The sequence below is a fragment of the Leifsonia sp. PARNA 1/14 genome (assembly GCF_055720965.1).
Genome location: NZ_JBVQSP010000002.1, coordinates 152,919 through 166,669, shown reverse-complemented (window position 1 = coordinate 166,669; position 13,751 = coordinate 152,919). Strand labels below are relative to the sequence as shown.

Here is a 13,751-nt window from a genome sequence, read left to right as displayed (position 1 = left end):
CCCGAAAGAAACGGATGACGACGATGTCAGACATCACGCCCGAGCGGCTCCGCTCACTGTTCCGCCCCCGCAGCGTCGCCCTGGTCGGCGCGAGCGACAAGTCCATGTTCTCGCAGATGGCGTTCGGCAATCTCGTGCAGTTCGGCTTCGGTGAGCACACTCACCTGGTGAACCCGCGCAACGATGTGGTGCACGGCCGGCCCGCGGTCAAGCGCATCGCGGACATCGACGAGCAGGTGGATGTCGCGTTCCTCCAGGTGCCGCAGGCCGTCACGCTGGACGCCATGACCGAGGCGGCCGAGGCCGGGGTGAAGAACGCCGTCATCCTGTCGTCGGGGTACGGCGAGGCCGGCCCCGAGGGCAAGCTTGCGGAGGCGGAGCTCGTGGCGCACGCCGAGCGGCTGGGCATGATCGTGCTCGGGCCGAATCACCTCGGTTTTGCGAACTTCGTGGATCAGATCCCGGTCACCGCTATCCCGGGGCTCCCACGCCAAGCGGGCCCGATCGCGCTTCTCTCGCAGAGCGGCGCCAGCTCGTCGGCGATGCTCGACTTCGCGACGATGTCGGGCAACGACCTGAGCTACATGGTCACCCTCGGCAATGAGGCGATGATCACCGCGGGCCACGCGCTTGAGTTCTTCGTCGAGGACGAGGCGACGAAAGCGATCGCGATCTTCATGGAGACCGTCCGGGAACCGGAGGTCTTCCGTCGCGCCGCCACGGCGGCACTGGAATCAGGCAAGGCCGTCGTCGTGCTCAAGGCGGGCTCCAGCCAGCTCGCCGCCCGCACGGCCGCAGCGCACACCGGCGCACTAGTGGGCGACGACCGCACGATCGACGCCATGTTCCGCGACCTCGGCGTGATCCGTGTCGACACGATCGAGGACATGCTCATCACCGCCGGCCTCGCGGCGCACACCGGGCCGCTCGCTGAGGGTGGCCTCGGCATCGTCTCGATCTCGGGCGGGGCATGCGATATCGTCGCCGACCGTTCTGAGGAGGAGGGCGTCGAGCTGCCCGCGATCACCGAGGAGACGCGCGCAGCGCTGACCGAGATCATGCCGGCCTACGGCACGATCCAGAACCCGCTGGACGTCACCGGCGCCGCCATCATCGACCCCACGATCTTCACCAGGAGCATCGAGGCGCTCGCCGCCGACCCGTCGATCGCGGCGGTCGCCGCCATCACCGGTCTGCCGTGGCAAGGCGATGGGCCGTGGCAGAGTCAGTATCTCGTCACCGCGATCGGCGCTGGGGCACAAGCTGCTGAACAGGCTACGGGCAAGCCGGCGCTGATCATGAACCAGGTGCAGCAGCCCGTCACCGAATACACCAAGGAGATCCTTCAGATCGGCGGCGTCTCGGCCGCCGTCGGCGGACTGGGCCAAGCGGTGACCGCGTTCGGCGGCGTCTTCCGCTGGTCGAAGGCCCGCCGTGAGCACCTCGCTGCTCGGGCCACGCAGCTGCCGGCGCTCGCCCTCGAGATCGCGGGCGACCCCTCCGGCGTGTGGTCGGAGCACGCGGCCCGCGAACTTCTCGCCGGTGCTGGAATCCCGGTGGTTCCTGCCGTCCTCGCTCAGTCGATGGAGGACGCGGTCGCGGCCGCGAACAGCTTCGAGGGACCCGTCGTACTCAAGATCGCGTCGCCCGACATCCTGCACAAGAGCGACATCGGTGGCGTGCGCCTCCGGCTTGAGGGAGAGGACGCGGTGCGCGAGGCGTACCGGGCGGTGCGCGGCGCCGGGGCCTCGGTCGACGGCGCTCGCATCGAAGGTGTCCTCGTCTCACCGATGCGCTCGGGCGGCGTCGAACTGCTCGTCGGTGCGGTGCGCGACCCCAGCTGGGGGCCGATGCTCGCGATCGCTCTCGGCGGCGTGTATGTGGAGGTGTTCGGGGACTCCGTGCTGACGCAGGTACCGGTCTCACCCGAGCGCGTCATAACGCTCCTCCGCGGGCTGAAGTCTGCACCCCTTCTCGACGGAGCCCGAGGCGGCGTGCCCGCCGACCTCGACCGGCTGGCCGAGGTGATCTCCGCCATCGGCGACGTCGTCCACGCCCTGGGCGACGACCTCGAATCGCTGGAGATCAATCCGCTGCGCGTGAACGGAGCCGAAATCGAGGCGCTCGACGCGCTCATCACCTGGCGTGCGGCCGAACTGGTCGGCTGAACGCATCCCGCCCGCGGAAACCGCTTAGGAGAAACAACTATGAAGACTGCTTTCACCGAACTCGTCGGAGTCCAGCACCCGCTCGTCGCCTTCGAGCGCTCCCCGGGGGTCGTCGTCGAGGCCTCCAAGGCCGGCGCCTTCGGCGTCCTCGCCGCGACCGCCTACCGGCCCGCCGAGCTCGACGCGCAGCTGACCTGGATCGAGGAGCAACTCGACGGACGGCCCTACGGCGTCGACCTGCTCGTGCCCGAGCAGAAGGTGATCGCCGACCGCGAGCACCTGGTCGAGAGCCTGCGCGCCCAGATCCCGCAACAGCACATCGACTTCGTCGCCTCTCTCATGGAGAAGTACGACATCCCGCCCTTGCCTGAGAACCGGAGGATGCATGACCCGACGAACGTCGACTCGAGCGTCGTCCCCGAGCTTCTGGAGGTCTGCTTCAAGCACGACATCAAGCTCATCGCGAACGCACTGGGTACCCCTCCTGCGGAGATGATCGCGGGAGCGCGGGCGAAGGGGATCCCCGTCGCGTCGCTCGTTGGTAAGCCGCAGCACGCAGAGCGTCAACTCGCCGCCGGTGTCGACATCCTCATCGCCCAGGGCTATGAGGCGGGCGGCCACACCGGCGAGATCGCCACCATGATCCTCACTCCGGAGATCATCGCTATGGCCGGGGACAAGCCCGTGCTCACCGCGGGCGGCATCGGCTCCGGACGGCAGCTCGCAGCCGCCCTGGCCCTCGGCGCCGCAGGTGGCTGGGCGGGTTCGGTGTGGCTCTCAACCGTCGAGGACGTGGCGGTCCAGGCGATCAAGGACAAGTTCCTGGCTGCCACCAGCTCCGACACCGAGCGCAACAAGACCCGCACCGGCAAGCCCGCCCGGCAGCTGCTGTCGGCATGGCACCGCGAGTGGGCCGCATCCGGTTTGCCCGCCCTCCCGATGCCGCTGCAGCCCATGCTCACGATCGAGGCGTGGGAGCGCATCGACGCGGCCTCCGAGCAGGGTCACGGGGGCGCGCTCGAGTTGGAGTCGTTCTTCGTCGGGCAGATCGTGGGAAGCTTCGAGAGCATCCGCACGACGCAGCAGGTGGTGGAGGACATCATCGGGGAGTGCGAGGCACGGCTTCGCACCGTCGGCGAACTGGTGTCCGTTCCGGCGAACTGAGAGCGTCCGCCGGGGGACGGTTCGGGGCCGTTCCCGGGCGACGGTCGCAGTCGGCGCAACAGAAGGAGGAAGCATGGAGGCGGTCAGCGCGCAGCAGTATCGCGCCGCGACGACGGGCGGTCTGCCCGAACCGGAGGAGATCGACCGGGGTCTGTGGTCCGTGCCCATGCCGATGCCGGGCGGCTTCCTCGCCTACTCGCTGAGCGTCGTCCACATGGACGACGACGATGCCGTGACCGTCGTGGACCCCGGCTGGGGCTCCGTGGAATCGCTCGACCGCCTGAGCGGATTCCTCCGGTCGATCGGATCGCGACTGGAGGATGTCGCCACCATCGTCGTGACCCACTCGCACCCCGACCACATCGGACTGGCCGACACCCTCCGCGACGCCAGCGGTGCCCGACTGCTGCTGTCCCGAGCCGAGCAGGAGTCGCTGGACGCCGATGGCTCCGCGGTGCCGGCTGACCTCCCCGAGCACCTCGACCGGTGGGGCGTGCCCGGCGTCCACGCCGACGCGCTCCTCGAACGCTTGTCGCACTCCGATCCGCGGCTCCGCCCCAGACGCGCCGACACGCTGCTCGAGGACGGCGACAGCCTCCCGATCGTCGGCGAGGAATGGACGGTGCTCGCGACGCCGGGGCACACCCCCGGCCACCTGTGCATCGTCGACGACCGGCGCCGGATCATCTTCTCCGGCGACCACGTGCTGCCGACGGTCTTTCCCGGCATCGGCCTCGGCGCCGAAACCGCTGCGAACCCGTTGAGCGAGTACCTGCACTCGCTCGAGAGGCTGGCCCTGTACGACGAGTACGAGGTCATCCCCGGCCACGGCTACCGCTTTCACGGCCTCGCCGCGCGTCGTCAGGCCGCCGCCGAGCACGCGCTCCGCCGCGCGCGCGAGGTCGCCGCGATCGTCGAGACCGAACACGCCGCCACCACCTGGGAGGTCGCCTCCCGCCTGACCTGGACCGGCGGCTGGGACGAGCTCGTCGGGGGAGTGATGCTCTACTCCGGCCTGATGCAGACCGAGATGTATCGCGACTTCGTCCTCGCCGGTGAACTGACGCGGTAGCCGGGAACATCGTGACCACTCCCAAGCCGCTCGACTCAGCGAGCACGATGAAAGAGTGGCTGTCGGATCCACGCGGCGCCTCGCTGATGCGACGAGCACTTTCCGAGGCCGCGGTGCCCGAGCAATTGCTCGAACCGGTGCTCGACTGCCCGTTGCAGATGGTGGTGGACCTCGCGCGCGGCCTCCTGCCTCCCGCGATGGTCCAGGAGCTGGTGTGGGAGGCGCGTTCAGACGTCGGGCTGGAATGGTGAGTCGCCAGAGCAGCGGAGCCCCCACAGAAGCCCCACAACTGCAGTAATCGAGAGCGGTGCAATGTCATCGAGAAGGCGCGGGATTCCGCGGTTTTCCGGGCATGCTGAGACTGATTAAGGAGCGGCGTCAGGGTTCAAATCCCTCCGTCTCCGCGCGCGTGCCGTTTTGGCCGGCGCAGTGCGAACAAAGGGGCAATGGGCGAGCGGGCTCGGAGAACAGATTGGCACTTCGAACTCCGACGCTGGGTTGCCTTGGCGCGCGGCTGAGCTACCAGTGGAGCAGGTATCGGACCCCGAGTTCCTGCAGATGGTCGTCGAATTGGTCGTCGTCGAGGCCGAGCGCCGAGAAGTCGGGTCCGTAAGCGACACGCACCACCCATGCCGCGAACGCGGTGTCGAAGCAGTAGCGCGTGGCGGCGATCGGATCATCGTGCCGAATGTCTGAGGCGATGCTGTGCAGGAGGCCGACGAACTGGTTTTCGAACTCTTCGCGGTAGGCGGCGCCGCGCGCCGCGACCTCGGCCACCGAGCTCGAGAGCAGCACGATCGCACGCAGAAACGGCGCGTTCTCCCGGAAACGCGCGCCGATTTCCCTGATCGCGCCACGAACAATTTCGGGTGGAGTCAGTCCCTCCCAGCGCTCGGTGCGCTCGAGTTCGGACTGGCCGGCGCGAACACGACCGAGTCCGTGCTCGTAGACCGCCAGGAAGAGGTCGTCTTTGCCGTCGACACGGTCGTAGATGAATCGCGGTGCGACACCTGCTGCCTCGCACACCGCGCTGATGGTGAAGCCCTCGTATCCGCTCTCGGCGAGCAGGTCCACGCCCGCGTCGAGGACCCGCGACCAGGCTTCCCGGCTGCGCTTCTGCATCGGCGGTCGGATCGGGGTGCTCGTGATTCCTCCAGAGTCGGCTCTTGACCAATTGTGGCACCTCGATATAGAACCGTAGTGGGCACTACGTTATTGGCTTTTTGCACTGATGTCACCCAGCCAACTCAACGAGGAGAAGCACAATGGGACGAAAAGGACGCGTCGTCGTCATGGGCGCGGGGCCGGCAGGAATGGCGGCAGCCCTCTCGATCGCGCAGACAGAGCACGATGTGGTGATGATGGAGCGGTACCCCGCCGCGCGACCGGCGGGCAACATCCTGAACCTGTGGCCGCCGCCCATCAAGGCTCTCGGCCTCCTCGGGGTGGACACCGTCGACCTGGGTGCGCCGTGCCAGTCCGAGTTCCGAAACGCTTCCGGCAGAGTACGCGCCGTGGTCCACCTCCCGCAGGAGGTCGTCGACCAGTACGGGGGCGGGTTCATCGGGATGCTGCGCCCCCAGCTCTACAGCCGGATGCTCGCATCCATCCCCGACGGCGTCCTTCGCACCAATACCCTGGTCGAGTCGTTCGACCAGGACGAGAGCGGGGTGCGCCTGACACTGGGCGACGGCAGCGTGCTGGAGGCCGACCTCCTGGTCGGGGCCGATGGAATCGACTCGCTGGTGCGTCGCACGCTGTGGGGTGACGCACCGAAACGGGAGCACAACCTCCACATCATCGGCGGCTTCACGTTCGATGACTCCCTCGACGTGCCCACCGGCCGTTGTGTCGTCTCCCACACCCGCACCATCCAAGGTAGTTGGACCTCTATCCGTCACGAAGGCCGCGCGGGGTTTCAATGGTGGGTCCTCTCGGCGCACGACGCATCCACACCATTCACCGGAGACCTGCACGAGACCGCGACGAAAATGGCGGAGGGATTCGCGTTCCCGCTGCCACAGCTGATCGCCGCCACCGATCCGGCGAACCTGCAGCGGTGGCCGATCCGCGACCGGCCGCGGCTGGAGAAGTGGTCGAAAGGACGAGCCACCCTCGTCGGCGACGCGGCGCACCCCACATCTCCATACGCGGCCTACGGTGCCGGAATGTCGATCGAGGACGGCTACTTCCTTGGGCGGCGCATCGCCGGAGTCGACATCTCGGACCAGGTGGCCCTCTCGGCTGCGCTCGAAGCGTATGAGGCGCCGCGTAAGCCGCACACCGCGTTCCAGGTCGACACTGCCTATCGCTTGGGCAAGGTCTTCCACCACATCCCGGCGCCTGCCCGTCCGATCAGAGACCTCTTCTTCGACCACAGCGGCTTCTTGCAGAAAGTGATCGGCGACAACACCCCCGGTGAGATCCTCAAGCAGCTCGACGAGATCGACGACGTCGAACGCGACTTCCGGGCGAAGAAGGGCTCACCCGCAAGCGCGTAGGCGCGTCGCTATCCACGCCTCTTTCGGCAATCGCTTCGCCGGGCCCGTCCGAACGCTTCCACCAGGCGAAAGCACAGGCCGCACCTGCGTCCTGATCGTCGTCCGAGTGCTAGCGTCGCCCGCATGACTGTGACCTCCCTCCTGGACATGCGCTTTGCGGCCGACCACCTCGAGGACGGGCCGCGCGCGCTGCTCGATATCCTCGCGGACACGCGTGCGTTCGACGGCTGCCTCGGCGTGCAGGTCGTCACGGACGTCACCGACCCCGCCCACGTGATTACGGTCGAGCACTGGGAGTCACTCGAACATGACGAGGCCTACCGCGCATGGCGGGCTGGGCCCGGCGCTTCGGGCTTAGGCGACTACTTGGCCGGCCCACCAACGCTGACACGGTGCACCGACGTCGTTTCACTCTGACGCTTGATGCCTTCACCCGGCTAGGCGGCAGTCGATGTCGCGCTCTCCAGACGACTCGTAAGTGGGGTGTCGGGGTCTTTGTGCCCGGATTTGCCCATCCTCCACAAACCCCGCGACGTCACCGGCGCGGCCGGGGGCGTCGGCTCAGGCGGAGCGCGATCGCGCCGGTGGTGATGCCGATCGCCGAGGCCCAGAGCATCCAGCTGACCGGCAGCCGCGAGCCGGTGTCCGCGAGGCCGGCGGAGCCGCTCGGCGTCGTGCCGGAGCCGTCACCCGCCCCGCCGCCGTCCGGCGGCGTCACCGGGGGAACGGCGGAGCCGGTCACGGTCACCGTGACGGTGGTGGTGGCGCACAGGTCCGGGTTCAGCTCGGAGCAGATCGTGTAGGTGATGGTGTCCGTCCCGGTGAAGCCGGGAGCCGGGGTGTACACGATCGCGGAGCCGACGACGCTCGCCGTGCCGTGGCCCGGCGGGGTCGCGATGACCGGGGCCGTGGTGGCGCCCTCATCGTTGTCCTTCACCGGGATGGTCACGGCGGTCTCGGCCGGCGTGGTCGCGGTGTCCGGGTTCGCGATCGGGTACACATCCACCGTGACCATCGCGGTGGCGCAGAGCATCGGGTCGCCGTCGTCGCAGACGATCACCGGGTAGCTCTCGGTGCCGGTGAAGCCGCGGCGGGGGCTGTAGGTCGTCTGCGCGCCGGTCACGTCCGCCGTGCCGGCGCGCGGCGGCTCACCGGGGATGTACGTCAGGGTCTGTCCGGCGTCGGGGTCCGAAGCGACGATGGTCCCGGTGACCGGAGCCCCGGTGACCGTGGTCAGATGCAGCGGCTGGGCGACGGGCGGGTGGTTGGCCGGAACGACGTTCACGGTGACGGTGGCCGTTGCGCAGAGCGCGGTGTCCGTGGGGGAGCAGCGCTGGTACACGAACGAGTCCGTGCCGGTGTAGCCAGGGGCGGGCGTGTAGGTGATGTTCCCGGTCGCGGCGTCGACCGTGACCGACCCGTGTGCCGGCGCCGTCACGAGGGCAGGTTCGGTCTCCGCGCCGAGGGAGTCGTTCGCCGCCACCGGGATCACGACGGGCGTGTCCTCCACGGCCTGCGCGGTGTCGTCGGCGGCGGTCGGGCGGATCGGCAGGAAGACGGACGAGGTGGAGCAGAGGACCGGGCTGCCGTCGTCGCAGACGGTGTACTCGAAGGTGTCGTCGCCGGTGAAGTCGACGTCCGACCGGTACACGAAGACACCGCCCGGGGCGATCACGGCCCTGCCGTGCGCAGGCTGGGTCGAGATCGTGTAAGTGAGGGTCTGGCCCGCGTCCGGGTCGGCGGCGGTGACGCGGCCGAAGAGCGCGACGTTCGTGAACCCGGGCTGGATGGCGGGGAACGCGTTCGGCGGGTTGTTCGCCGGCGGCGGCGTCGCGACGACGGTGGTGTCCGCCTGGCTGTCCGGGCTCGTCCCGTCGTTGTCGGCCGGATTCGGGTCCTGCGTGGTCGCGGTGGAGCTCGCGGTGTCGTGCAGCACGGTCCCGACGGCAGCGGCCTGGCTCACGGTGAGAGTGCGGGTGGTCGAGGCGCCGACGGCCAGCGCGCCGATGTCCCAGGTGACGGTCCCGGCGGCCACGGTCCCTCCGTCGGCGTCGACCACGCCGGTCACCTCCGCGGGCAGCCGGTCGGTGGCGGCGACGCCGGCCGCGTCGTCCGGGCCGGCGTTCGCGATGGTCAGGGTGTAGGCGACGTCGCCGTTCTCGAGCACGGTGGCCGGTCCGGTCTTCGTCACGGAGACGTCGGCGAACGGGACCGGCTCGTCGGCACACTCGGGCCGGGGCGCCCCGAAGTCGCCGGGCGGCCGGCTCGCGACGCGCACCACGTTCGCGATCGTGCCCGTCTGCACGTCGAAGATGCTGCCGGCGGCAGCCTGGCTCTCGACCTGGATGGGTGAGCCCGCCGAGTCGCCCGTGAACCGGCCCTGCACGCTGGTGGGTCCGGTGAACCGGTAGCCGCCGAATCCCGAGACGGTGCCGTCATCCGTGAGCCCGGTCGCTGCGAATGCGGCCTCGACCGACTGCTCCCAGCTGCCGTTGTTCGTGAACGAGCCGGAAGCGATGACGATGCCGGAGTTGGTCGAGCCGGTCGCGTTGTTCGCGAGCATGCCACCCGTGCGCACCCGGCAGGCGTTCGAGAAGGCCGCACCCCCGTTGATCGTCAGCGGCCCGGACACCTCCAGCGTCCCGGTGTTCTGGAGGCGACCGTTGAAGGTGGCGGCGCCGTTCACGATCGTGTCGCCGGTGTTGTTCAGGCTGGCGCCGGAGTTCTCGTTGAAGGCGCCGTCGATGGTGAGGGTGCCGGCGTTGTCGAAGGTGCCGGAGGAGGGGGAGAAGCCGCCGCTGACGGTCAGCGCGCCCCCGGCCGCGATCGTGAAGGTGGATGCGCCGTTCACGTTCAGGCCCGCGAACGTCGCCGTCCCTTCCACTCCGAGCGCGAAGCCGGTCCCGACGGAGACCGAGGGGAAGGCTGCGGTGCCGCCGGAGGCGACGACGACGGAGCCGGCCGCGTTGTTCATGTACGCCGGCTGCAACACCGCGCCCGAGGCGACGCAAAGGGTCGCGCCGGACGGGAGGGCGTCGATCCCGCCGCCGAACGTGCCGGAGGCGAGGAGCACGGTCTCTCCGGGTGCGAGCGACACGGAGGGCGCGGACGCATCGACGGTCCTGGTCGGGGTCGAGCACTGCGACGTGAAGGACGCGTTGGCGGGTTCGAGCGGGCCGGCCACCGCGAGAACCACCCCCACCGCGATGGCGGCGAGGGCTGCGAGGTGACTTCTGGTGCGCAGTCCGCCCATGGCGGGAAGTATTCCACCCGTTCGCCGCCGAATATAGCCCTGACCGGCGGAGGCCACGCGGCACCCGGGTCGCGGAGGGAACGCACCCTCTCTGCTTTCAAACGGGTGCCAACGCCTCGAATCCTTCCTTCAGACCCTCACTCACCCACCCCACCGGGCGCCACCGTGATCGCCTCGCGCAGCGCCGCGACCGCCGCTCCGCGCGCCCAGTCGACGAACGTGTGCCGACGCACGATGAGCCGGCAGTTCGCGGCCGTGCCGAACACGTGGGCCAGGAACTCCTCGCGGAAGCGGCGCTCGTAGAGGTCGTAGTCCATGACGCCCTCGCCGGCGATCACGACGACCTCCGGGCCGAAGAGGTTGACGGTGGTGGCGACCGCGGCGCCGATGGCGGTGCCCGCCCGCTCGAACGCCTCGACCGCGACGGGGTCGCCCTCGTGGGCGAGGCGGATCGCGTCGGCGAGCGTGAGGCTCGGATCGTCGTGGCCCTGCCGGACCGCGTCGCCGATCGCGTGGGAGGAGGCCACGGCCTCCACGCAGCCGCGGCGGCCGCAAACGCAGACCGCGTCCGACGGGCCGAGGGGGAGGTGGCCGATCTCGCCGGCGACGCCGTGGGCGCCGACGACGACGTCGTCGTTCACGTAGATGCCGCAGCCGATCCCCGCGCCGATCGTGATGATGGCGAACGAGTCCGCGTCCGTGCCCACGCCGAACCACTGTTCGGACTTGGCGAGGGCGCGCACGTCGTTCTCGACGATCACCGGGAGGCCGAGCCGCTCCGAGAGGCGGGCGCCGAGCGGGACGTGGCTCCAGCCGAGCAGCGGTGAGTCGCGGACGACTCCGTCGGTGTTGTCGATGTCGCCGGAGACCGAGACGCCCACACCGGTGAGGAACCGGGCGTCATCGCCGAGCTGGTCGATGAGGGTCGTCACCGACTTCACGATGGCCGTGATCGTCGCGTCCGGGGCGTGGCTCGTGAGCCGGCGGCGGGTGGAGCCGATCACTTCGTTGCCCAGGCTGACCGTGACGGCGAAGATCTCGTCGGCGTTCACCTTGACGCCGACGGCGATCATCGAGCGCGGGACCACGCTCAGCGGACGCACCGGCCGGCCGGGGAACGCGTGCTCGGCGTGCTCGCCGACGGTGACGAAGCCGTCCGCGATCAGCGGGCTGACCGTCTTGGTGACCTTCGCCTGCGACAGACCGGTGAGCCTCCCGATGTCGAGCCGGCTGACCGGGCCGTGCGTGATGATGCGCGTGAAGATCTCGGCGGACGCCGCCGTGCCCAGCACGGGACGCCGTGCCGTGTGTTCGGACATGCTCAAGGTCATCGTTGCACCTGATCTGTGTGGCGGGTCGTTTGGATGATCTTATTTCCAACGTGTTGTAACTCTCAATCCCAAATACCGCTGAGTTTTCAACGATCGGCGGCGACACCGACGTGTTCGACCACCGCAGATCGGCGAGATTATTGACAGCGGCAAAGAAATAGGTTTTGCTATAGACCACCCGCTCACGACCGCCCGTTCCGGCTCGGGGCGCGGACCAGATCACTTCTCGTAGGGAGTCTTCGATGACGAAGGATGCGGCCTCATGACGAGCGCTCCGCCCGTGGCCCCGGCGCCGCCGGCCGCTCGAGCCGCCGCCCCGGCGACCCCGAGGCGGGTGCCGCGCAACCGGCTGACGCTCGCGCAGCGCTGGAAGGTGGCGCTGCGGCGGCACTGGCAGCTCTACCTGCTCACGGTCCTGCCGCTCGCATACTTCGTGATCTTCAAGTACGTGCCGATCTCCAACGCGATCATCGCGTTCAAGGATTACAGCCCGGTGCTCGGCGTCTGGGGGAGCCCGTGGTCGGGCTGGACCAACTTCGCCAACATGATCCAGAACCCGGTGTTCCCGACGCTGGTCCAGAACACCCTGATCCTCTCCGGCTACGCGATCCTTGCCAGCTTCCCCATCCCGCTCATCCTGGCCCTCGCGCTCAACGAAGTCCGGCACCGATGGTTCCAGAAGACCGTCCAGATGGTCACCTACGCGCCGTACTTCATCTCGACCGTCGTCGTGGTGTCGATGCTGATCCTGATCATGGCGCCGCGGCTCGGGATCCTGAGCCAGGTGTTCGGCTTCTTCGGCGTCCCCTCGCCCGACTTCCTCGGCGACCCGGACTACTTCCGGCACATCTACGTCTGGTCGGACGTCTGGCAGACCGCGGGGTACTCCGCCGTGATCTACATGGCGGCCCTGTCCGGGATCGACCCCTCGCTGTACGAGGCGGCGAAGGTCGACGGGGCCTCCCGGCTCCGCAAGATCTGGCACGTCGACATCCCGGGCATCATGCCCACGGCCATGATCGTGCTCATCCTCAGCGTCGGCAACATCATGTCGATCGGCTTCGAGAAGGTCTTCCTGCTCCAGAACCCGCTGAACCTCGGCCAGTCCGAGATCATCGCGACCTACGTCTACAAGCTCGGCATCCTCAACGCGGACTTCGGCACGGCGACCGCCGTCGGCCTCTTCAACTCCGTGATCAACCTCGTGCTTCTGCTCATCGTGAACTGGGTGGCGAAGCGAATCAGTGGGAGTGGACTGTGGTAACCATCGAGAGCTCGAGACTGCGCCGCCGGACCCGCCCCGCGTCCGCATCCAAGAAGACGCGCCGCATCCGGGAGTCCGCCTCCGACCGCGCGCTGCTGGTCGTCATCTACCTCGGTCTGACGCTGGCCGTGCTCGTGGTCCTGCTGCCGCTGCTGTTCATCCTGGCCAGCTCCTTCTCGTCGCCCGAGGCGGTCACCGCGGGGCGCGTGCTCCTCTGGCCGGTGGACTTCACTCTCAAGGGGTACCAGACGGTTCTCGCCGACCACCAGGTGCTGCTGGGCTACGCGAACTCGCTGTTCTACATGGTCGCGGGCACGCTCATCAGCACCACGCTGACCGTCTGCATCGCCTGGCCGCTCTCGCGCCGCACCTTCATGGGCCGCAACGTGATCATGGCCCTGCTGCTCTTCACGATGCTCTTCAGCGGCGGCCTGATCCCGACCTACATGGTCGTGCAGAACCTCGGGATGCTCGACACCCGGTGGGCGCTGCTCCTGCCCCAGGCGATCGCGGTCTGGCAGGTCATCATCGCCCGCACGTTCTTCAAGTCCGCCATTCCCGAAGAGCTGGTGGAGGCCGCGTCGCTCGACGGCTCGAGCGATCTGCGCTTCCTCTGGAGCGTCGTGCTCCCGCTGTCCAAGCCGCTGATCGCCGTCATCGCGCTCATGTACGCGATCGGCCAGTGGAACGGGTTCTTCGACGCCCTGCTCTACCTGAAGAGCTCCGACCTGTTCCCCCTCCAGCTCGTGCTCCGGAACATCCTCGTGCTCAACGCCACCAATGGAGGCACGAACGACCTGGCCGCGCAGGCTCAGAACCAGGAGCTGGTCAACCTGCTGAAGTACTCGCTCATCGTCATCACGAGCGTCCCGGTCCTGGTCATCTACCCCTTCGTCGCCCGCTACTTCAACAAGGGCGTACTCATCGGATCCGTCAAGGGCTGACGCCGGCCTCCGCCGCGGCCCGACCGACCCGACTCCCACAGACCCACCACTTGC

General features: G+C 68.6%; 11 protein-coding genes. 8 read left to right on the top strand and 3 right to left on the bottom strand.

The annotated features are described in order from the left end of the window. Window positions 1-23 precede the first annotated feature (23 nt). From AC0HS0_RS05780 to AC0HS0_RS05765, 4 genes are all read left to right on the top strand, one after another. Window positions 24-2,168 (top strand): acetate--CoA ligase family protein, encoded by a 2,145-nt coding sequence (locus AC0HS0_RS05780; protein WP_472962389.1) that lies wholly within the window; start codon window positions 24-26, stop codon window positions 2,166-2,168. Between the two features lie 39 nt (window positions 2,169-2,207). Beyond that, entirely contained in the window at window positions 2,208-3,332 is a 1,125-nt protein-coding gene (locus AC0HS0_RS05775; protein WP_472962387.1) for a nitronate monooxygenase, read from the top strand. A gap of 73 nt (window positions 3,333-3,405) precedes the next feature. Further along, window positions 3,406-4,404 carry an MBL fold metallo-hydrolase gene (locus tag AC0HS0_RS05770; protein ID WP_472962386.1) on the top strand — a complete coding sequence of 333 codons (999 nt, stop codon included), beginning with the start codon at window positions 3,406-3,408 and terminating at the stop codon, window positions 4,402-4,404. Between the two features lie 11 nt (window positions 4,405-4,415). Then, window positions 4,416-4,655 (top strand): hypothetical protein, encoded by a 240-nt coding sequence (locus tag AC0HS0_RS05765; protein WP_472962384.1) that lies wholly within the window; start codon window positions 4,416-4,418, stop codon window positions 4,653-4,655. A gap of 268 nt (window positions 4,656-4,923) precedes the next feature. On the opposite strand, the gene AC0HS0_RS05760 is transcribed toward AC0HS0_RS05765, so the two are convergent. Further along, window positions 4,924-5,478, bottom strand: a complete 555-nt coding sequence (locus AC0HS0_RS05760) for a TetR/AcrR family transcriptional regulator (protein WP_472962383.1) — start codon at window positions 5,476-5,478, stop codon at window positions 4,924-4,926. A gap of 191 nt (window positions 5,479-5,669) precedes the next feature. Between AC0HS0_RS05760 and AC0HS0_RS05755 the strand changes: the two genes are divergently transcribed. Both AC0HS0_RS05755 and AC0HS0_RS05750 read left to right on the top strand, forming a co-directional pair. Next, window positions 5,670-6,905, top strand: a complete 1,236-nt coding sequence (locus AC0HS0_RS05755) for an FAD-dependent oxidoreductase (RefSeq protein ID WP_472962381.1) — start codon at window positions 5,670-5,672, stop codon at window positions 6,903-6,905. 123 nt (window positions 6,906-7,028) lie between these two features. Further along, the gene (locus AC0HS0_RS05750) at window positions 7,029-7,322 is read left to right on the top strand and encodes a putative quinol monooxygenase (RefSeq protein WP_472962379.1); all 294 of its coding nucleotides are present in this window, start codon (window positions 7,029-7,031) and stop codon (window positions 7,320-7,322) included. Between the two features lie 118 nt (window positions 7,323-7,440). On the opposite strand, the gene AC0HS0_RS05745 is transcribed toward AC0HS0_RS05750, so the two are convergent. Then, window positions 7,441-10,158: an Ig-like domain-containing protein gene (locus AC0HS0_RS05745; RefSeq protein ID WP_472962378.1), complete on the bottom strand. Its 2,718-nt coding sequence runs from the start codon at window positions 10,156-10,158 to the stop codon at window positions 7,441-7,443. A 137-nt stretch (window positions 10,159-10,295) separates the two neighbouring features. Continuing rightward, window positions 10,296-11,477, bottom strand: coding sequence for an ROK family protein (locus AC0HS0_RS05740; protein ID WP_472962376.1), 1,182 nt, complete (start codon window positions 11,475-11,477; stop codon window positions 10,296-10,298). A 274-nt stretch (window positions 11,478-11,751) separates the two neighbouring features. Here AC0HS0_RS05740 and AC0HS0_RS05735 point away from each other — a divergent pair, with 274 nt between their 5' ends. Beyond that, window positions 11,752-12,753: an ABC transporter permease gene (locus AC0HS0_RS05735; protein WP_472962375.1), complete on the top strand. Its 1,002-nt coding sequence runs from the start codon at window positions 11,752-11,754 to the stop codon at window positions 12,751-12,753. Continuing rightward, on the top strand, window positions 12,747-13,697 hold the full coding sequence (locus AC0HS0_RS05730; RefSeq protein ID WP_472962373.1) for a carbohydrate ABC transporter permease: 951 nt from the start codon (window positions 12,747-12,749) through the stop codon (window positions 13,695-13,697). The genes AC0HS0_RS05735 and AC0HS0_RS05730 overlap by 7 nt, the downstream gene beginning before the upstream one ends. Window positions 13,698-13,751: the final 54 nt, after the last annotated feature.

What these genes read in the sequence shown, in the direction of transcription:
- AC0HS0_RS05755 (WP_472962381.1), top strand. Translation starts at nt 5,670, where the DNA reads ATGGGACGAAAAGGACGCGTCGTCGTCATGGGCGCGGGGCCGGCAGGA.
- AC0HS0_RS05775 (WP_472962387.1), top strand. Translation starts at nt 2,208, where the DNA reads ATGAAGACTGCTTTCACCGAACTCGTCGGAGTCCAGCACCCGCTCGTC.
- AC0HS0_RS05780 (WP_472962389.1), top strand. Translation starts at nt 24, where the DNA reads ATGTCAGACATCACGCCCGAGCGGCTCCGCTCACTGTTCCGCCCCCGC.
- AC0HS0_RS05770 (WP_472962386.1), top strand. Translation starts at nt 3,406, where the DNA reads ATGGAGGCGGTCAGCGCGCAGCAGTATCGCGCCGCGACGACGGGCGGT.
- AC0HS0_RS05745 (WP_472962378.1), bottom strand. Translation starts at nt 10,158, where the DNA reads ATGGGCGGACTGCGCACCAGAAGTCACCTCGCAGCCCTCGCCGCCATC.
- AC0HS0_RS05735 (WP_472962375.1), top strand. Translation starts at nt 11,752, where the DNA reads ATGACGAGCGCTCCGCCCGTGGCCCCGGCGCCGCCGGCCGCTCGAGCC.
- AC0HS0_RS05740 (WP_472962376.1), bottom strand. Translation starts at nt 11,477, where the DNA reads ATGTCCGAACACACGGCACGGCGTCCCGTGCTGGGCACGGCGGCGTCC.
- AC0HS0_RS05750 (WP_472962379.1), top strand. Translation starts at nt 7,029, where the DNA reads ATGACTGTGACCTCCCTCCTGGACATGCGCTTTGCGGCCGACCACCTC.